The organism is Streptomyces sp. NPDC047917, from assembly GCF_043204345.1.
Lineage (GTDB): Bacteria > Actinomycetota > Actinomycetes > Streptomycetales > Streptomycetaceae > Streptomyces > Streptomyces sanglieri.
This window is the reverse complement of record NZ_JBIDCA010000003.1, coordinates 48829-66037: the sequence shown is the minus strand read 5'-3', so window position 1 is coordinate 66037 and position 17209 is coordinate 48829. Positions and strand designations below refer to the sequence as shown.

14 protein-coding genes are annotated in these 17209 nt (G+C 70.9%); 2 read left to right on the top strand and 12 right to left on the bottom strand.

Annotated elements, in window-relative coordinates; all coding sequences use genetic code 11:
• Positions 1-114: 114 nt before the first annotated feature.
• Entirely contained in the window at positions 115-348 is a 234-nt protein-coding gene (locus ACGF8B_RS07260; RefSeq protein ID WP_024489001.1) for a hypothetical protein, read from the top strand.
• Between the two features lie 100 nt (positions 349-448).
• Here ACGF8B_RS07260 and ACGF8B_RS07255 read toward each other — a convergent pair whose 3' ends face one another.
• The 7 genes from ACGF8B_RS07255 to ACGF8B_RS07225 form a co-directional block, all read right to left on the bottom strand.
• Positions 449-1279 carry a S1 family peptidase gene (locus ACGF8B_RS07255; RefSeq protein ID WP_392735590.1) on the bottom strand — a complete coding sequence of 277 codons (831 nt, stop codon included), beginning with the start codon at positions 1277-1279 and terminating at the stop codon, positions 449-451.
• A 133-nt stretch (positions 1280-1412) separates the two neighbouring features.
• Positions 1413-2960 carry an RNA polymerase sigma factor gene (locus ACGF8B_RS07250; protein ID WP_259933791.1) on the bottom strand — a complete coding sequence of 516 codons (1548 nt, stop codon included), beginning with the start codon at positions 2958-2960 and terminating at the stop codon, positions 1413-1415.
• A 324-nt stretch (positions 2961-3284) separates the two neighbouring features.
• Positions 3285-4151, bottom strand: a complete 867-nt coding sequence (locus ACGF8B_RS07245; RefSeq protein ID WP_392736457.1) for a FadR/GntR family transcriptional regulator — start codon at positions 4149-4151, stop codon at positions 3285-3287.
• Positions 4152-4296: 145 nt separating this feature from the next.
• Complete coding sequence (locus tag ACGF8B_RS07240) at positions 4297-6174, bottom strand: ATP-binding cassette domain-containing protein (RefSeq protein ID WP_392735588.1); 1878 nt, start codon at positions 6172-6174, stop codon at positions 4297-4299.
• 112 nt (positions 6175-6286) lie between these two features.
• Positions 6287-7051, bottom strand: a complete 765-nt coding sequence (locus ACGF8B_RS07235; protein ID WP_392735586.1) for an NUDIX domain-containing protein — start codon at positions 7049-7051, stop codon at positions 6287-6289.
• Between the two features lie 213 nt (positions 7052-7264).
• Entirely contained in the window at positions 7265-8563 is a 1299-nt protein-coding gene (locus tag ACGF8B_RS07230) for a DUF4192 domain-containing protein (RefSeq protein ID WP_392735584.1), read from the bottom strand.
• 193 nt (positions 8564-8756) lie between these two features.
• Positions 8757-10916, bottom strand: a complete 2160-nt coding sequence (locus tag ACGF8B_RS07225; RefSeq protein WP_392735582.1) for a RecQ family ATP-dependent DNA helicase — start codon at positions 10914-10916, stop codon at positions 8757-8759.
• A 403-nt stretch (positions 10917-11319) separates the two neighbouring features.
• Between ACGF8B_RS07225 and ACGF8B_RS07220 the strand changes: the two genes are divergently transcribed.
• Complete coding sequence (locus ACGF8B_RS07220; RefSeq protein WP_392735581.1) at positions 11320-11949, top strand: hypothetical protein; 630 nt, start codon at positions 11320-11322, stop codon at positions 11947-11949.
• 72 nt (positions 11950-12021) lie between these two features.
• Here ACGF8B_RS07220 and ACGF8B_RS07215 read toward each other — a convergent pair whose 3' ends face one another.
• From ACGF8B_RS07215 to ACGF8B_RS07195, 5 genes are all read right to left on the bottom strand, one after another.
• Positions 12022-12636: a hypothetical protein gene (locus ACGF8B_RS07215; RefSeq protein ID WP_392735579.1), complete on the bottom strand. Its 615-nt coding sequence runs from the start codon at positions 12634-12636 to the stop codon at positions 12022-12024.
• Positions 12637-12696: 60 nt separating this feature from the next.
• On the bottom strand, positions 12697-13407 hold the full coding sequence (locus ACGF8B_RS07210; RefSeq protein ID WP_392735577.1) for a ribonuclease HII: 711 nt from the start codon (positions 13405-13407) through the stop codon (positions 12697-12699).
• 253 nt (positions 13408-13660) lie between these two features.
• Entirely contained in the window at positions 13661-15382 is a 1722-nt protein-coding gene (locus tag ACGF8B_RS07205; RefSeq protein ID WP_392735575.1) for a DUF4173 domain-containing protein, read from the bottom strand.
• A 231-nt stretch (positions 15383-15613) separates the two neighbouring features.
• Positions 15614-16531 (bottom strand): ADP-ribosylglycohydrolase family protein, encoded by a 918-nt coding sequence (locus ACGF8B_RS07200; protein ID WP_392735573.1) that lies wholly within the window; start codon positions 16529-16531, stop codon positions 15614-15616.
• Between the two features lie 12 nt (positions 16532-16543).
• Positions 16544-17203 carry a histidine phosphatase family protein gene (locus ACGF8B_RS07195; protein ID WP_392735571.1) on the bottom strand — a complete coding sequence of 220 codons (660 nt, stop codon included), beginning with the start codon at positions 17201-17203 and terminating at the stop codon, positions 16544-16546.
• Positions 17204-17209: the final 6 nt, after the last annotated feature.

Genomic DNA, 17209 nt, shown 5'->3' with positions numbered 1-17209 from the left:
ACAGACAGCCATCTTGAGAAGAAGTTTCGAAGAAAAGCCACGAGCGGGAACGTTTTCGGCCTGGTTGGATGTTGACCCTGGTACGACAGCTCGTCGAGCTAGAGAAGAGGCGACGTGACTACTGTTCTGACCCCCGCGAGCCCGCTGACCGCAGCAGACCGCTGTGACCGTTGCGGCGCCCAGGCATATCTGCGCGTCGTCCTGATCAGCGGCGGTGAACTGCTCTTCTGCGCCCACCACGGTCGCAAGTTCGAGCCGGAACTCAAGAAGATCGCCGCGGAAATACAGGATGAGACGGACCGGCTCACGGCTGTGCAGGCCCAAGCCGCCGAAGAGGAACAACACTGACACCTCGCATCCACGACGAGCAAGGGCCGGGTCCCGGACCTGCCGACGGGCGGCTCCCCAAGGGGGGCCGCCCGTTCTCGTACCTTCGTGGTGGTGTCGTTCAGCTGCCTTCCGGCATCCAGCCGATCGCGGCGGAGATCCGCGTGTACACCCCGGGGCTTCCCGCCCTGGCGCAGCCGTTCCCCCAGGACACCAGTCCGATGAGCCTCCCACGGGCCACCAGCGGCCCGCCGCTGTCGCCCTGGCATGCGTCGTACCCGCCGAGCAGTTCGCCCGCACAGAGCATCGCTGAGGCGTCGTACGTGCCGTTCCTGCCGCCCGGGTAGGCCTGCGCGCACGCGGTGTCGGGCAGAACGCTCACCTCCGCGGACCGCAGCGCCGGCGCGTAGTCGCCGTTGCCCGTCGTGTCGCCCCATCCGTAGACGACCGCCGCGGTGCCCGGTGCGTACGCCTCATCGCCTTTTTCGGCCATCGGGATCACGCTCTTCCCGGGAAGCGCGTCGGCGAGGGTGAGCACGGCCAGATCCCCCGCGTTCGTGGCGGGGTTGAATCCCGGATTGGTCCAGGTCTCCCGCACGGGTATCTCCTGCCCCCCGGTCCCGCGCAGAGCGTCGCGGCCCGCGATGATCCGCAGATCGCGCACACTGCCGACATCGACGCCGAGCGCCTCGCGGCTCAGGCAGTGCGCAGCGGTCAGCACCTTCTTCGGCGCCACCATGACACCGCCGCAGAACTGGCCGGCGCGAGCGTCCCCGAACCGGTCACGGCTGGAGAGCGCCACGACCCAGGGGCTGTCCTTGACGTGTGCCGGCTGACCACCGATGACTATGCCGCCCTCGGCCGCCCTGGCGGGAGATCCGAGCGGTATCAGGGCCGTGGCGGCGACCAGGGCGAACGCCCCGGTCAGAGTGCGGAAGACGGTACGGGACATGCGGGCTCCTGACTCTGTGGTGAACCATTCCCACCCAGAGTCATGCCGCCGGTCGCCGACCGCACGCGTTGATAGGCCGAGGGCCCGGCTCCCCCAATGGGATCCGGGCCCTCGGTCCGTGTACTCCTGCGACCTAGTCGAGGTAGTCGCGCAGCACCTGCGAACGCGACGGGTGGCGCAGCTTCGACATGGTCTTCGACTCGATCTGACGGATGCGCTCGCGCGTCACGCCGTAGACCTTGCCGATCTCGTCCAGGGTCTTCGGCTGACCGTCGGTGAGGCCGAAGCGCATCGAGACCACACCGGCCTCACGCTCGGAGAGCGTGTCGAGGACCGAGTGCAGCTGCTCCTGGAGGAGCGTGAAGCTGACCGCGTCGGCCGGGACGACCGCCTCGGAGTCCTCGATCAGGTCACCGAACTCGCTGTCCCCGTCCTCACCCAGCGGGGTGTGGAGGGAGATCGGCTCACGACCGTACTTCTGGACCTCGATGACCTTCTCCGGGGTCATGTCGAGTTCCTTGGCCAGCTCCTCCGGCGTGGGCTCACGGCCCAGGTCCTGGAGCATCTGGCGCTGCACACGGGCGAGCTTGTTGATGACCTCGACCATGTGCACCGGAATACGGATGGTGCGGGCCTGGTCGGCCATGGCGCGGGTGATCGCCTGACGGATCCACCAGGTGGCGTACGTGGAGAACTTGTAGCCCTTGGTGTAGTCGAACTTCTCGACCGCGCGGATCAGACCGAGGTTGCCCTCCTGGATGAGGTCCAGGAAGAGCATGCCGCGGCCGGTGTAGCGCTTGGCCAGCGACACCACGAGACGGAGGTTGGCCTCCAGCAGGTGGTTCTTGGCGCGGCGGCCGTCCTCGGCGATGATCTCCAGCTCGCGCTTGAGCTTCGGAGCGAGCTTGTCGGAATTCGCCAGCTTGTCCTCGGCGAACAGACCGGCCTCGATGCGCTTGGCGAGCTCGACCTCCTGCTCGGCGTTGAGGAGGGGAACCTTGCCGATCTGCTTCAGGTAGTCCTTGACCGGGTCGGCGGTGGCGCCGGCGACGGCGACCTGCTGCGCGGGTGCGTCGTCCTCGTCGTCGTCGGAGAGGACGAAGCCCTTGTTCTCGCCCTCGCCCTCCTCTTCCTCGCCCTTGCCGGCCTTTACTTCCTCGACCGCCTCGTCGCCGTCGAGGAGCTCGTCGTCCTGCTTTCCGGACTTCTTCGATGCCGTCTTCTTGGCCGCCGTCTTCTTCACGGCGGTCTTCTTGGCAGCCGTCTTCTTGGCTGCCGCCTTCTTCGCAGGGCCGGCCGTGGCAGCGTCATCGGCCACCACGTCCACGGTCTCTGCCGACGGGGCGGCAGTGGCCGCGACCGTCCTGGTCACGGTTGTCTTGGCCGCGACAGTCTTGGTGGCGGTGCGCTTGACCGGGCTCTTCGCTGCGACGCTCTTGCGGGCACGTTTGGACGGCTCCGCGGCACTGACCATCAGCGTCACACCCTCTTCCTCGAGGATCTGGTTGAGGCTGCGCAGAACATTCTTCCACTGGGTTGGCGGAATCTGGTCAGCCTCGAAGGCCCGACGCACGTCATCGCCGGCGATCTGCCCATCAGCCTTTCCCCGCTCGATGAGCGCCATCACAGACTCGGACTCGGCGATCTCCGGCGGGAGCGTACGGGATGTGCTGGCCGACACGAACAACCTCTCGGAACGATGGAAACGGCTTCCGGCCCTGTCCTGGAGAGGACTGGAGCCGACGACCGCCGGGCTGGGAATGTACCGGCGGCGCGGGTTTGGCCTCAGAACTGCACAGCGCACTGAATGGCTGCTGTATTCCTTCCGCGGCGGTCACCTCTTAAGTCATCGCACTGTTTCGAGGAGTGTTACGCCCAATCCGCGTGGCCCGAGTCACACCTCATTTGCGATGAACCTGACCAAGGGTACGAATTCCCCACAACTGCGCCGCCGGACCGTGTCGGCCCGGCGACACGCGGTTCACAGACCCCGGCCGTGTTGCGCTCAGTGCTCGCGGGGCGCGGGCACCACACGCTCCACCTCGGGGTGGACGACGAGCAGCTGCCGCATGGCCGATTCGGCGCCCGCGGCGTCACCGGACGCAAGGGCGTCGACGATCCGGGCGTGGTGGCCGAGGGAGGCCTCACCGGGGCGGTCACAGCCCGTGATCGGGCCGCCCGAGACCTGCAGCGCCGCGGAGACGATGCCGGAGAGGTGCTCCAGCATGCGGTTGCCGGCCGCCTGGATGAGCAGGGAGTGGAACTCCGCGTCGGCCCGGGAACAGGTGATCGCGTCACCCTGCCCGACCGCGTGCCCCATGATCTCGACCATGTCGCCGAGGCGCTGCTGAATGTCCTCGCGGCCGTGGCCCGCGGCGAGACGGGCCGCGAGTGGCTCGATCGTCCAGCGGAGCTCGCCGAGCTCGCGGCGCTGGTCCTCGCGCTGGGGGCCGAAGGCGCGCCATTCGATGATGTCGGGGTCCAGCAGGTTCCAGTCGCTGACGGGACGGACCCGGGTACCCACGTTGGGCCGGGCGCTGACCAGGCCTTTGGCCTCCAGGACACGCAGCGATTCACGTACGACGGTGCGGGAGACCTCGAAACGCTGGCCGATCTCCTCCGGTACGAGGGGGCGGTCGGCACCCAGGTCGCCGGAGACGATCATCTGACCCAGCTGCTGAACGAGTTGGCCGTGGAGGCCGCGGCCCCGACTGGCCGAGCCCCGCCGGCTCATCCGACCGAGGTCGGCGTCGGGGCCGTCCCAGGAACGAAGAGCGGCCCGCTCGCCGGCAGGCGCCTCCGCGTACGGGTAGCGATCGATTTCACCCGGGCCGGCGAGGCCGGAATCGGCGGAGCGGGCGGCGGTCATCATGGTGTGCGCAAGGGTACTCACGCATCCTTTGTCGGCGCAGCTCACTCGGCTCTTGAGGTCTTTGGTGAAAAGCACACGAAAGGGTGATCGGCGCCAGCCCCCCAATTGACGCTTTACTGGTATAAACCGGGCACGTTCAACAGGGTTATGAGGCTTGGCTCGACCCGGCCGCCCTCTGCGACCGCCAACGGGCCCTGCCATGAAGGCCGGTGAGCAGATAGGCGCAGACCAGAACCGACAGCGAGAGCGCCATCGCGGTGCCCACCGGATGCGCCACGACGTCCACGACCAGTGCGATCCAGCGGTCCGTCTCGTGCGGCCAGCGCGGCCACATGAGTCCACGGAGCCTGACCGGAAGCCCGGCGACCGGACGGACCGCGGGTCCCGTCAGCACCAGCTGGACAAGCGGTACGACCAGTACGGGGACGGCAAGTACCGCGGCGACACCGGCCGTAGTCACCCTGAAGACTCCGGCAGCCAGGAGGCCCGCCCAGGCGCAGCCCACGGTCAGCGCCACCCAACTCACACCCAGCGAAACGGAATTCGGCGGTACGTGGATCCAGTCATGGCCGTACACGAGGCGAAGGGTTTCCCCGGAGACCAGGACGACGGCCAGGGCGAGCACCACCGCGACGCCCGCGGACACCACCAGTTTGGCCAGAAGCAGCCCCAGACGGCGGGGGACCGTGCCGCGGCCCGCCGCGAGCGCCGGGTAGCGGAATTCGTCGCCGAACGAGAGGGCACCGAGCAGTCCGGCCCCGACCGCCACGGGCGGCAGCGGCAGCAGCGACGGCCAGGCCGCCAGCACTTTCGGCAGAGGCGCGTGGGGATTACGGGCGAGGAGCACGGAGAGCCCGACGGAGGCCACCAGGACAACGGCCATGATCAAGGTGGTTGTCCTGACGCCGAACAGACGGCGCAACTCGTATCGCAGCGGCCGAATCGGGCCCCTGGCCGAGCGACGCCGGATGGGAGGCGCCGACTCCGGCGCCGATCCCCGCGTGACCGGTCGCGGATCTTCAGCTCCCGCGCCGCCGTCTCGTCCGGCGTGCGCTGCGGGGCCGGGGCCTGCGAGGTCCTCGGGATCCGCGGGGCTTCTGGAGGATCCTGGATCCGTCGAGCCCCCGGGTGAGTTCCCGGGCGCCGTGGGACCTGTGTCGCCGATCTCGTCCGCCAGCTGGTGCACCGGAAGCCCGTGCCGGAACGCCGTGTCGCCGATCTCCGCGCAGGTGGAGCCGTACACGGCGAGACGGCCGCCGGCTTCGGTGACCACCTCGACCGAGCGCCGGGCCGCCCGGGCCTCGCGGCTGACGACGGCCGCGAGGCGGGCCGCGTGCGGGGTCCGGACCGCGACCCGGGGACGGAGACGGGTGCGGGAGAAGTCGCCGCCGTCCTGGTCGGCGACCAGGCGACCACCGTCGATGGTGACCACTCGGTCGGCGGTCCGGGCAGCCTCCCTGGGGTCCGCCGTGGAGTAGAGAACGGTCCCGCCCCGGGCCGCGCGGGCCTGGAGCAACCCGTGCAGCCAAGAGCCCTCGCGCGGAGCGAGGCCCTCCGTCGGATCGTCGAGAACGAGCGTGTGCGGATCGCCCAGCAGCGCCGAAGCGAGGGCGAGGCGTCGGTCCATGCCGAGCGAGAGGGCGCCGATGCGCTGGTCACCGAGCCCGGCCAGGCCTACGAGATCGAGCAGTTCATCGGCCCGTGTCGCGGGTACGCCCGCGGCGGCGCAGAGCATCCGGAGCTGGCCGCGAGCGGTCCGGGCCGGATGGCCCGGTACGTCTCCGAGCAGCACACCCACTTCACGCGCGGGATGCGGGATCCGATGCATCGGCCTGCCCCGGAAGTAGGTGACCCCCCGCCCCGAGTCGAGCTCCAGCATGAGGCGGAGGGCCGCCGTCTTGCCCGAGCCGGGGGCACCCAGAAGAGCGGTGACGTGGCCGGGCCGGGCTTCGAAGGTGAGATCGTCCACGGCGGCCCGAAGGCCGCGGCGGGGGGCGGTGGTGAGTCCGATGGCCTGGAGCATCGCTTCCCTCGCGGAAGGTGAGACCGCTCGACGGCAGTGCGGGTACCAGGGAAAGATAACCCGACATATCCGACTTTTTGTGCAGCCCCAGCCTGGTGGGTGTTCCGCGAGGTCAGACTTCCGGCCTCAGCATCGGAGGGTTGAGCACGGTGGCGGCCCCGGCCCGGAAGAGCTGGGCCGGGCGACCGCCCTGGCGCGTGGTCGTACCTCCGGTGGGCACCAGGAAGCCGGGCGTGCCGGTGACCTTGCGATGGAAGTTCCGCGGGTCGAGAACCACTCCCCACACCGCCTCGTACACCCTCCGGAGCTCGCCGACCGTGAACTCCTGGGGGCAGAAGGCGGTGGCCAGGGAGGAGTACTCGATCTTGGAGCGGGCGCGTTCGACCCCGTCGGCAAGGATCTGCGCGTGGTCGAAGGCCAGCGCGGTCTGACTGTCTGCCTCGTGGCCGAAGCTCCCGTCCGCTCCGAGCAGGTCGTCGACGGACGCCCATCGCGCGCTGTTCGCATCGCCGCCGGCCCGTGGGGCCGGCAGGTCGGGCGCCAGGGCGAGGTGGGCGACGCTGACGACTCGCATCCTCGGGTCACGACCGGGGTCACCGTAGGTGGCGAGCTGTTCGAGGTGGGCACCGTTGCCGACCGCCGGGGCCGACGGATCCTGCGCGCACAGGCCGGTCTCCTCGACCAGTTCGCGCGCTGCTGCGGCTCCGAGATCCTCATCGGCTTTGACGAACCCGCCGGGCAGTGCCCATCGCCCCTGGAACGGTGGCTCACCACGGCGTACCACCAGCGCGCAGAGCGCGTGGCGGCGCACCGTGAGCACGACCAGGTCGACGGTGACAGCGAAGGGCGGGAAGGTCGACGGGTCGTAGCGCGGCATGCGGTGATCATAGTCGTCTGCCTGACGATAAACAGTCCCTTCGCCGTGCTCGTCCATCGGCTGTTCCGGGGGCAACTCCTCCGGGGGCAAATGCCGCACCACGCCCTGGCGCGGCGCCGGGAGGCAGGTTGCCGCGGCACCGCGCGGGCCGCAACACGGACACCCGGTACGTGGCAGTGGCCCGAGGCCACGCGGAGCGACGGGACATGCGAGTCATCCGTCGTCCTGGGACACACGCCGTCCGGGGGTGCCCGTCCCGGAGCGGCGCCGGGCCGCCGCCGATTCGGGACGGGCGGAGCCGGAAGGGGTCTTCTTCCGGCGTGTGGCGGCCGGCCGGGCCGTGCGCTGTCGCGCGCTCCGGTCCGGCCGATGCCCGCGCCGCCCCGCTCGTACCCTGCGCTCCCCGCGCAGGCATCGGCGCAGCGTCTCCGGGTCGAGGCCCTGGTTGCACGCCTCATGAAGCAGTTGGGCGAAGGTGTACATGGGATCGATCCGCAGCGCGAGGCCCAGCGCGACCCGCGCGCCCGGCTCGTCGCCCGTCGACCAGGAGACCCATCCGGCCAGGGTCAGTGGCGCCGCGGCATGCTCCTCGTACGGTGCCACGCAGCGACGGGACAGCGCGCGCCACAGCCGCAGCGCCGAATCGGCTTCCGGGCCCTCCATCCATTCCGCCGCCCTGTCGCGGGTTTCCCGGTCCTGCAGGCCGAGAATCACGGCGGCTGCCTCGTCATGACCGATCAGTCCGTCATCGCCGATGTCCGAGGCGGAGGGCGTCGTCACCGGCGCCTCCCCGAGTCGTTTCATGAGCAGCCGGGCCAGGTCCAGGGTCTCTCGTGCCACATCCTCGCGGCCCTCCTCGTCGAGGAGTTTGGGCACCAGTTCTGCACCCGCCGAGTCGAGCGCGCGTTGCTGGCCCGCGGCCGCCGAGGTGGTCAAAGGAGCGAGCCTCGCCTCCATCTCCCGCAGTGTTCCCCGCACTTGGATACCCGCGTACGCGGCAGCGGCCGCCATCACCGAAGTGCCGGGCATGGCCAGTTGGTTTCCTTCCGCCGGGCAGCAACGCCCGTCCGGACAGCAGTAGGACCAGTACCGGCCGTCGGAGATGCAGAGCGCTTCGAGCACCGGCACGTCCAGTTCACCGCAGGCCGTACGCAGGCGCTGGGCGAATGGCCGCAGCCGCTCCATGATCTGGCTGCCGGACTCGCCCTCGGCGGGGTCCTGGCAGAGAAAAATGACGATCGCGTCGGGGCGTTCACCACGCCGCTCGCTTCCCTTGATCAGACACTCGGCGAGCTGCTCGGCGACGGGCGCCCATTCCTGGGGCGATTGCGGGATGCCGAGCCTGAGCCTTCCGCCGAAGCGGCCCCTGCCGCCGTGCAGGGCGACCATGATCACGCTGTCGTTCGGGTGGAACCCCATGAGGTAGGGGAGAGCATCGGCGAGTTCGGCAGGCCCTCGGAGGGTGATCTGCTGCTCGTCGGCCGGACCGGTGGATTCGTGGTGCTGGTTCATGGCATGACCGTCCCGCGAGAAGCCGAATCTCGCGACCCCCTGTGGATAACTTGTCCACAGGGGGCACGGGGTGCTGGCGGTCCGCCGTACCCGGCGGGTTGCATGGAGGCATGACGCACTCGACCCGCGCAGCTCTCGGTGCCTCGCCGACTCCGTATGTGCCCGACCCGTCGGCGAATACCGGCAGAGAGCCTCAGCCTGCTGCGGCGAGGACCAGCGGAAGGACCTGGTCGCCGCCGGCCCGGCGCAGTAGCCGGGCAGCGACCGCGAGGGTCCACCCGGATTCGGTGCAGTCGTCCACGAGCAGCACAGGACCGGGGGTGCGCGCCAGGGCCTCGGCCAGCGCAGCGGGGACGGCGAAGGCACCGGAGAGCGCCCGGAGGCGTTGGGCGGAGTTGCTGCGGCGTGCCGTGTGCGCGCCGTCCGGCCCGGTGTACGTCAGGGTGCCGAGGAAAGGCAGGCGGCCGATCGTCGCGACCCCCTGGGCGAGGGAGCCGACCAGTTGCGGGCGGGTCAGGGACGGTACGGCGACGACCCCGACCGGCCGGGCAGTGGCGTCCGGGACACTCGGCGCCCAGCCGCCCGCGGAGCGCGCCCAGTCGGCGAGGACCGCCACCGCGGCCTGCAGGACATCATCAGGAACAGGTCCGTCGGGCGCGTTCTCGGCCAGCAGCGGGCGCAGCCGGTTGCCCCAGCCGATGTCCGAGAGCCGGCCCAGGGCGCGACCGGTGGAGCACTGCTCCTTGGCCGGGATACGGCCCTTGAGCTCGATGCCCAGAGCGGGCATCCCCGTCGGCCACATCCGGCGCGGCTCGATCTCCACTCCCGGCCGGTCCAGTTCCTTGGCCGCGCCCGTCAGGGTGTCCGCCGAGACGGCCGAATCAGCCCAGGCGCCCGCGCAGTTGTCACAACGGCCGCACGGGGCCGCCCCTTCGTCGTCCAGCTGCCGGCGCAGGAACTCCATCCGGCACCGGTCCGTGCCGGCGTAGTCGCGCATGGCCTGCTGCTCGGCGGCCCGCTGCCGCGCCACCCACGCGTAGCGCTCGGCGTCGTACACCCACTCGGCTCCCGTGGCCGTCCAGCCGCCCTTCACCCGCTTGACCGCGCCGTCGACGTCCAGCACCTTCAGCATCGACTCCAGGCGGGTGCGCCGAAGATCCACCGCGGCTTCCAGCGCCGGCACGGACAGCGGCCGTCCCGCGCCCGCGAGGGCCGAGAGCGTCTGCCGGACCTGTGCCTCGGGCGGGAAGGCGGTATCGGCGAAGTAGCGCCAGATCGCCTCGTCCTCCTTGCCGGGCAGCAGCAGCACATCGGCGTGTGCGACACCGCGCCCCGCACGCCCCACCTGCTGGTAGTAGGCGATCGGCGAGGACGGCGAGCCGAGATGCACGACGAAGCCAAGGTCCGGCTTGTCGAAGCCCATGCCCAGGGCCGAGGTCGCGACCAGTGCCTTGACCCGGTTCTCCTGGAGGTCGACCTCGGCCTGCAGCCGGTCGGCGTTCTCCGTCTTCCCGGTGTACGAGGCCACGCGGAAACCGCGCTGGCGCAGGAAGGCGGTGGCCTCCTCGGCCGCCGCGACCGTGAGGGTGTAGATGATCCCCGAGCCCTCCAGGTCGTCCAGGTGCTCGGCGAGCCAGGCCAGGCGGTGCGCGGCGTCCGGCAGCCGGACCACACCCAGCCGCAGGCTCTCCCGCTCCAGCGGGCCGCGCAGCACCAGGGCCTCGCCGGCTCCGGTACCCAGCTGATCGGCCACGTCCGCGGTGACCCTCGCGTTCGCGGTCGCCGTGGTGGCCAGTACCGGAACTCCGGGAGCCAGCTCGGCGAGCATGGCCCGCAGCCTGCGGTAGTCGGGACGGAAGTCATGGCCCCAGTCGGAGATGCAGTGCGCCTCGTCCACCACCAGCAGACCGGTGGTGGCCGCGAGCTTGGGCAGCACCTGATCGCGGAAATCCACCGAGTTGAGGCGCTCCGGACTCACGAGGAGAACGTCGGTGTCGCCGTGCTCGACCTCCTCGTAGATGGTGTCCCACTCCTCGGGGTTGGCCGAGTTGATGGTGCGCGCCCGGATGCCGGCCCGGGCCGCCGAGTCGACCTGGTTGCGCATCAGGGCCAGCAGCGGCGAGACGATCACCGTGGGCCCGGCGCCACGCCGGCGCAGCAGAGCGGTGGCGACGAAGTACACCGCGGACTTGCCCCAGCCCGTGCGCTGCACCACCAGCGCGCGCCGGCGCTCCTCCACCAACGCGGCCACGGCCTGCCACTGGTCCTCCCGCAACCGCGCCGAACCCCCGGGGTCACCCACGAGCTCGGCAAGGATGGCATCTGCTTCGGCGCGGAGTTCCAGGGTGTCCATGCCCCCCATGCAACCCGATGGCTCGGACAATCGGCGACTTCACCCCACGTGACACACAGCTCACAGGGTGCAGGTCGACCAAGTGTTCCCGTGCACGGGGGGGCGCTCGGGGATCATCCGCGTCCCGACGGGCCGCCGAGCGGCTCGGATCGGTGTTTCCGCTGGTCCTCGCCGTTCACATGTGAGGGGAGGCATCATCCGTGCACTGCGTGGGCAGGGATATCAGAGTCATTTCGACTGATTCCCGTCACCCGCACCAATTGCTCGTTGCCGCCCGCCGATACGCCAGGAAGAATTGGACTCGCTCCCCGCACAGTCCCTTTCGCGGCCCGGAAGGGTTGTGCCGCGGTGCGCCCTCACTCGACCCTGCCCGCACCATGGGCGCGTATGCGAAGGGAGGATCGTGACCTTCGGATTCGCTCCGTCCGCAGCCACTTCGATGTCGGCGTCCGCCGACTCGGCCAACCGTCTCGCCAGGATGCTCGAACCCGCCGAGTGGGCCGAAGCGGGGATACCGCTGCTGCGCAGCCCCCGTGAGGTCGTCAGCGGCCTGCACTCCCGGCACCGGCCGACCCCGGCGACCGCTGTGATCGCCGTGCTCGACCATGAGGAACGCCTCGCGGCCAGCGCTTCGTTCGCACGGCGCTCCATCGCCGCGGACGGCTGGGAGTTCCGCAACGCGTTGCTGGCGCATCTGCGCCGGGTCATCCCGCACGATCTTCGCCGCCGCACTCCCGTCCGTACCGCGGTGCTTCTCTACTGCCGTGAGGGCGACGAGCCCTGGACGGAGGAGGACGGGGCGTGGATGTGGGGCCTGCGGGACGCCTGCACGTTGCACGGACTGCGATGCGGCGCGTACATCACGCTGACCCGCGGTGGTTGGCAGGTACTGGGCGAGGGCCGTGGCGGGCGCAGTCCGCACTCCATGTCGCGGCCGGCCGCTCTCGCCGACGTCTCGCCGGACCAGGATCCTGCTCCGCTGCGCACCGGTGGCGGGGCCTCGCAGGCGCTTCGGCACACCGCGGCACGCTGACCCACGAACCGCCGACCCGGCCGTCCTGTCGGACAGCCGGGCCCGCGGCCACGGTCGTGTGTGTCCTGCCGATCAGACGGCGGCACCGAGCACTGTGTTGATCCGCTGCGGGTCCCCGCACACGATCAGCAGTGCTCCGGCGCGCTCCCGCGCGCCGGTCAGCACGCCGGCGAGGGTGTCGCCACCGTTGACCGCGACGATCACCACCGGACGGGTCCGCACCCGGTCAGCGGCTTCGGCACCGGCGAAGAAGACGTCTTCGCCGGCCTCGTGCTGCGCCCAGTAGGCGGCCTCGCCGAAGGACAGCTCATGCGCGGCCCACGGGTGCTGCTCCCCGGTGGTGAGCACCAGGATGTCGCCCGGTGCGCGGCCGGAGTCGAGCAGCAGGTCCACCGCTTCGTCGGCGGCGTCGAGCGCGCCGACCGCCGAGGCGGGGATCAGCTGGATCTGCGGTGCGGAACGATTCTCCGGCGTATCCGTCCGGGAAGGGCCGGGAGTGGGGAGCGGGCGCTGCGCCGGGGGCGCGGGCCTCGCGGGGCCGGGCCCGGGGCGACCGGGGCGCGGCGTGGCCGCTGTACGCGGGCCGGGTACGGGACGGGGGGTCGACGCGGTGCGGCCGGCGGCCGGAGTGACGCGGGGACCCTGGGCGCTCTCGTGAATCTGAGGCTCCTCGGGGATGAGAGGCATGGGTGGTTGTCTATCGAGCGCCGGCGCTCGGGGCGTCGGCGGGTGGGTACATGTGCGCGATCAGAAGTCGAAGCCGAGCTGGCCCCCGCTTTCCAGTGCAGCCGCCTCGGCGGAGATGCGGACCTTCTTGAGGTGCTGCCACCTGGGCAGCGCGTCGAGGTAGGACCACGACAGACGGTGGTGGGGTGTCGGTCCCCACTCCTCCAGCGCGGCCCTGTGTACGGGCGAGGGGTAACCGGCGTTGGCCCCGAAGGCGAATTCGGCGTACTCGCCGGAGTCCACACCCAGTTCGGCCATCATCGTGTCCCGGTGGACCTTCGCGATCACCGAAGCGGCCGCGACCGCGATACAGGACTGGTCGCCCTTGATCACAGTGCGGACCTGCCAGGGCTGCCCCAGGTAGTCGTGCTTGCCGTCGAGTATCACCGCGTCCGGCCGTACCGGCAGGGATTCGAGGGCACGTACTGCGGCGAGGCGCAGCGCGGCCGTCATCCCGAGCTCGTCGATCTCCTGCGGGGAGGCGTCGCCGAGACCGAATGCGGTGACCCAGCGCTCCAGCAACGGCGCGAGCTCCGCGCGGCGTTTGGGGCTGATCAGTTTGGAGTCGGTGAGTCCGGCGGGAGGTCTGCGGAGGCCGGTGACGGCTGCACACACGGTGACCGGTCCCGCCCACGCTCCGCGTCCGACCTCGTCGACTCCGGCGACGGTCCTGGCACCGGTGGTGGCGCGCAGTGAGCGCTCGACGGTGTGCGTGGGTGGTTCGTACGGCATGGCGCCTGTCAGCGTACGCCGATGGGACGGCCCGCAACACCCCGGGGCGCCCGTCGGCCGCCACGCAGCTGCGACACGGCCCCGGCAAGGGTCGTGGCGCGGCCGTGGAGGCCGACGTTCCATATGGAGCGGCGCCTCGGAGGGCGCTTCCTAGGCCGGTGGGCCCGCCGGTGCGTCGTCGGTGCACGCGGCCGTTGCGCCCGTCGTACCTGGCCCCGGGCCGGCGCGCCCGTCGTGCGTGGCCCCGGGCCGGTCAGTACGGGTCGTACGGGTCGCTTTCGTCACCGTCACCGTCGCGGTCGCTGCCGCCGACGCCCGTGCGCGATCCGGTGCAGGACTGTGTCCGACCGGCCGGATTCCGCTTCAGGATGTCTCGGGCCCGTGCCTCGCCCCAGCTGGTGGCGTACCAGGGAGCGTCGTCGGCGCGCAGTGACCGTTCGATGTCCGTGAGGGCGCAGGAGCGCAGCGGCTCGGGCAACGTGTCCAGGGCCGGTACGGCGTCGGCCGAGAGGTCCTTGAGGTAGTCGATGTCGATCGAGTGGTCGTCGCGGTACCGCTGGACGTTCTGCTCCGCGATCAGGCCGTCGGGCGAGATCAGCCCGAACGCGAGGACGCCGGCGGCCGCGCTCGCGGCCACGGCACGCGGCAGCATACGGGCGCCGAACACCCCGGCGGCCATGATCAGGACGAGCACCACGCCCAGCCAGAGCTCCACGGCCGTCACGGATATCCGCAGCCGGGTCAGACCGTACGCGTCGACGTAGAGGTCCATCCGCCTCAGCGCGGACGCCACGACGATCAGGGTGAGCAGGCACAGCGCACCGAGTACGCTCCGGACGAGTGTGCGGTCGCCGTCCCTTCCGCGGGGGGCCCAGCGCAGGGCGAGCGCGATCACCAGCAGGGTGAGGACCGTGGCCCAGAGAAGCTGCCAGAAACCCTGTCGGGCGTATGCGGAGTAGCTGAGATCGGTCTCGGCCATCACCTTGTCGTATCCGCCGAGCAGCACGGTGAGCTGGACGGCGATGAAGGCGGCGAACAGCAGGTTCAGCACGATGAGCGGCAGGGCCCACTCCAGCCGTCCGCGGGCCTTCCCCTGACGGACCGTGAGACCGTCCCAGCGGATCGGGGCGGCTGCGGCGTACGCGGCGGCGAGCGCGCCGGCCAGACCGACCAGGAAGAGGAAGAACCGCCAAGGGCTGCCGGTGAGCGAGACATCGGGCATCAGGTCGCCGAGCACGTCGGCGAAGGCGGCGTCGGCGCTCGCGAACAGTGCTCCGAACACGATGAGCAGGACGACCGCCACCGCGACGCTGCGGACAACAACCCCCAACCGGCCTCGGGAGCCCGCCATTCGGGCGCGCACGCCCCGCCCGCCCCAGGCCAGACCGTCCGCGATGGCGCTGAACAGGCCCAGCGACCCCAGGAACACCCCGAGCCAGCTGCGGTTGCCGTGCAGGGCGAGTGACCCCAGCGCGATGGCGGACACGACGGCGAGGAAGACGGGCCAGCCTGCGTCCCGAAGGGCCGGGACTGCGAGGAGCCCCAGCCCACCGAGCGCCCACAGCGCCGTCCACGGGCGGAGACGGCGACCGGCCGTCCGTGCGGCGAACCAGGCCCCGAGCGTCGCGGGGACCGCGACGATCAGCGCGTTCACGCCGAGGCCGTCGCCCAGCAGCAGGGCGCTCAGTATCGCCGTGACGACGACGCAGCAGAGCGTCGCGCCATGGATGGCGGCGGGCGCCGCCGGGCGCAGTGTGGACAGCGCGGCGGTCTGCTGCGAGCTGCCCTGCCGCCAGGGGTTGGGCGGATACTGCCCGCCGCGCTGCGCGTGGCCGGGCACTTTCGGCGGCTCGGGAGCGGTACCGCGGGGCTCCGGGGGCACCGCCTTCACCGATGCGGTCCGCTCGGACGTTCCGGGCTGCCCCGACGGCTCGGACGGCTCCGGTCCATCCGCCGGCCGGGGTATTTCTGACATGTGATCGGACATGGGACCCCTCCCCCACCGAGGTCCGCGTACACCGTCCGCAGGGCGGCGGTCGAGGCACCCCGGCGTCTCATTTTCGGCGCGCGCCCGTCTGAATGATCATCGACGGCGGCGTGGCCGAAAGAGTAGCTTCCGCTCGCAGTTGCGAGCCGTGCGGGAGGGAGCTGTGGCAGTACCGTGACAGTCCGGCCGCCCCGGTCCTGCGCTCCGCTCGTCGGTGGCTCAGCTGCCGCCGTCCCGCTGCGGGAGCCAGCCCGGCAGTTCCTCCGTGCGCGCCGTCCAGTCGGCCGGTGGCGCGCCCGCTCTGCCCGCCGCGACGATCCCGCCGACGATCGCGCACGTCGTGTCGACGTCCCCGCCCGCCTGGGCGGTCACCCAGAAGGCCTGCTCGAAATCGCCGAGGCTCCGCGCCGCCGACCAGAGGGCGAACGGAACGGTGTCGTGTGCGCTGGTACGCCGGCCGTTGCCGAGGACCGCCGCGACCGTCCCGGCGTCGCCGTAGTCGAGCATGTCCCGGGCCCGGCGCAGCCCGGCACCGACGGCGCTGCGGGGTACGAGTGCGATGACACCGTCGAGCAGTTCCGCCGGGGTGGGCGGCCCGGTCGTCGCCGCGGCCAGTGAGGCCGCCGCCGCGACGGCCATCGCGCCCACGACCGCCTCGCGGTGCTGGTGCGTGGTGTAGGAGGAGATCTCGGCCTGGTGGGTGGCCTGCTCCGGATCGTCCGCGTACCAGGCGCCGAGCGGTGCGATCCGCATCGCCGATCCGTTGCCCCAGGACCCCTGGCCCTGGAACAGCGCGGACGCCAGCTCCCGCCAGTCACCGCCCTCCCGGACCAGTCTGAGCAGCCGGTTCACGGCGGGGCCGTAACCGCGGTCGAAGTCGTGGTGGCCGGCGAAGGAATGGGCGAGCGCGTCCTGGTCGATCCGCTCGTGCTCCACCAGCACGGCCAGCACCGAGCACGCCATCTCGGTGTCGTCCGTCCACTGCCAGGAGCCGGGTGGGAGTTCGCGCCGCTTCAGCAGCGGATAGTTGACGGGCACAAAGAACTGGGAGCCCAGTGCGTCTCCCACGGAGAGCCCGCGCAGGCTGGACAGGGCGCGCAGGGCCCGTTGGCCGGAAGCAGAGTCAGCGGTTGTCATCGCTCTTCCACTCTATCCGGTGATGCCGTACGGCTCAGGGGTACGCCAGCGCTCGAACGGCCGGTCAAGGGTGTAGCGGCCGTCCGCTCCGAGTATCAGCGTGCGGGTCTCCCCGTTGCCCGGGTTGGACAGTGACTCGAACTCGGCCACCGACCAGTGGAACCAGCGCATGCAGAACAAACGCATGGTCAGTCCGTGCGTGACCAGCAGGACGTTCTGCGGATGGCCTGGATCCTCGAAACTCCGGTACAGGCTCTCCAGGAAGGCCCCGACCCTGTCGTACACATCGGCTCCGGACTCCCCCTGCGCGAAGCGGTAGAAGAAGTGGCCGTACGCGTCCCGGTACGCCTTCTGCAGACGCACGTCGTCGCGGTCCTGCCAGTTCCCCCAGTCCTGCTCGCGCAGCCGCGGCTCCTCGCGCACCCGTACGTTCTCCAGGTCCAGACCGAGGGACCTGAATGTCTCGTGGGTGCGGCGGTAGGGCGAGACGTACACGCTGACCCGCTCGCCGTCGAACAGCTCGCGCAGCTGCACGCCCGTCTCCCTGGCCTGTCCCAGTCCTCTCGCGGTGAGCCGCAGCGCGTGGTCCGGCTCGCGCTCGTAGACCGTGTCGTCGGCGTTTCCCTCGGACTCCCCGTGCCGGACGAGGACGATGCGTTGCGGTCGTGCCATGTACCG

Excerpts from the sequence above, each read along its gene's own strand:
- ACGF8B_RS07255 (WP_392735590.1), bottom strand. The coding sequence starts at position 1,279 with ATGTCCCGTACCGTCTTCCGCACTCTGACCGGGGCGTTCGCCCTGGTC.
- ACGF8B_RS07245 (WP_392736457.1), bottom strand. The coding sequence starts at position 4,151 with ATGATGACCGCCGCCCGCTCCGCCGATTCCGGCCTCGCCGGCCCGGGT.
- ACGF8B_RS07240 (WP_392735588.1), bottom strand. The coding sequence starts at position 6,174 with ATGCTCCAGGCCATCGGACTCACCACCGCCCCCCGCCGCGGCCTTCGG.
- ACGF8B_RS07235 (WP_392735586.1), bottom strand. The coding sequence starts at position 7,051 with ATGCCGCGCTACGACCCGTCGACCTTCCCGCCCTTCGCTGTCACCGTC.
- ACGF8B_RS07230 (WP_392735584.1), bottom strand. The coding sequence starts at position 8,563 with ATGAACCAGCACCACGAATCCACCGGTCCGGCCGACGAGCAGCAGATC.
- ACGF8B_RS07225 (WP_392735582.1), bottom strand. The coding sequence starts at position 10,916 with ATGGACACCCTGGAACTCCGCGCCGAAGCAGATGCCATCCTTGCCGAG.
- ACGF8B_RS07215 (WP_392735579.1), bottom strand. The coding sequence starts at position 12,636 with ATGCCTCTCATCCCCGAGGAGCCTCAGATTCACGAGAGCGCCCAGGGT.
- ACGF8B_RS07210 (WP_392735577.1), bottom strand. The coding sequence starts at position 13,407 with ATGCCGTACGAACCACCCACGCACACCGTCGAGCGCTCACTGCGCGCC.
- ACGF8B_RS07205 (WP_392735575.1), bottom strand. The coding sequence starts at position 15,382 with ATGTCAGAAATACCCCGGCCGGCGGATGGACCGGAGCCGTCCGAGCCG.
- ACGF8B_RS07200 (WP_392735573.1), bottom strand. The coding sequence starts at position 16,531 with ATGACAACCGCTGACTCTGCTTCCGGCCAACGGGCCCTGCGCGCCCTG.
- ACGF8B_RS07195 (WP_392735571.1), bottom strand. The coding sequence starts at position 17,203 with ATGGCACGACCGCAACGCATCGTCCTCGTCCGGCACGGGGAGTCCGAG.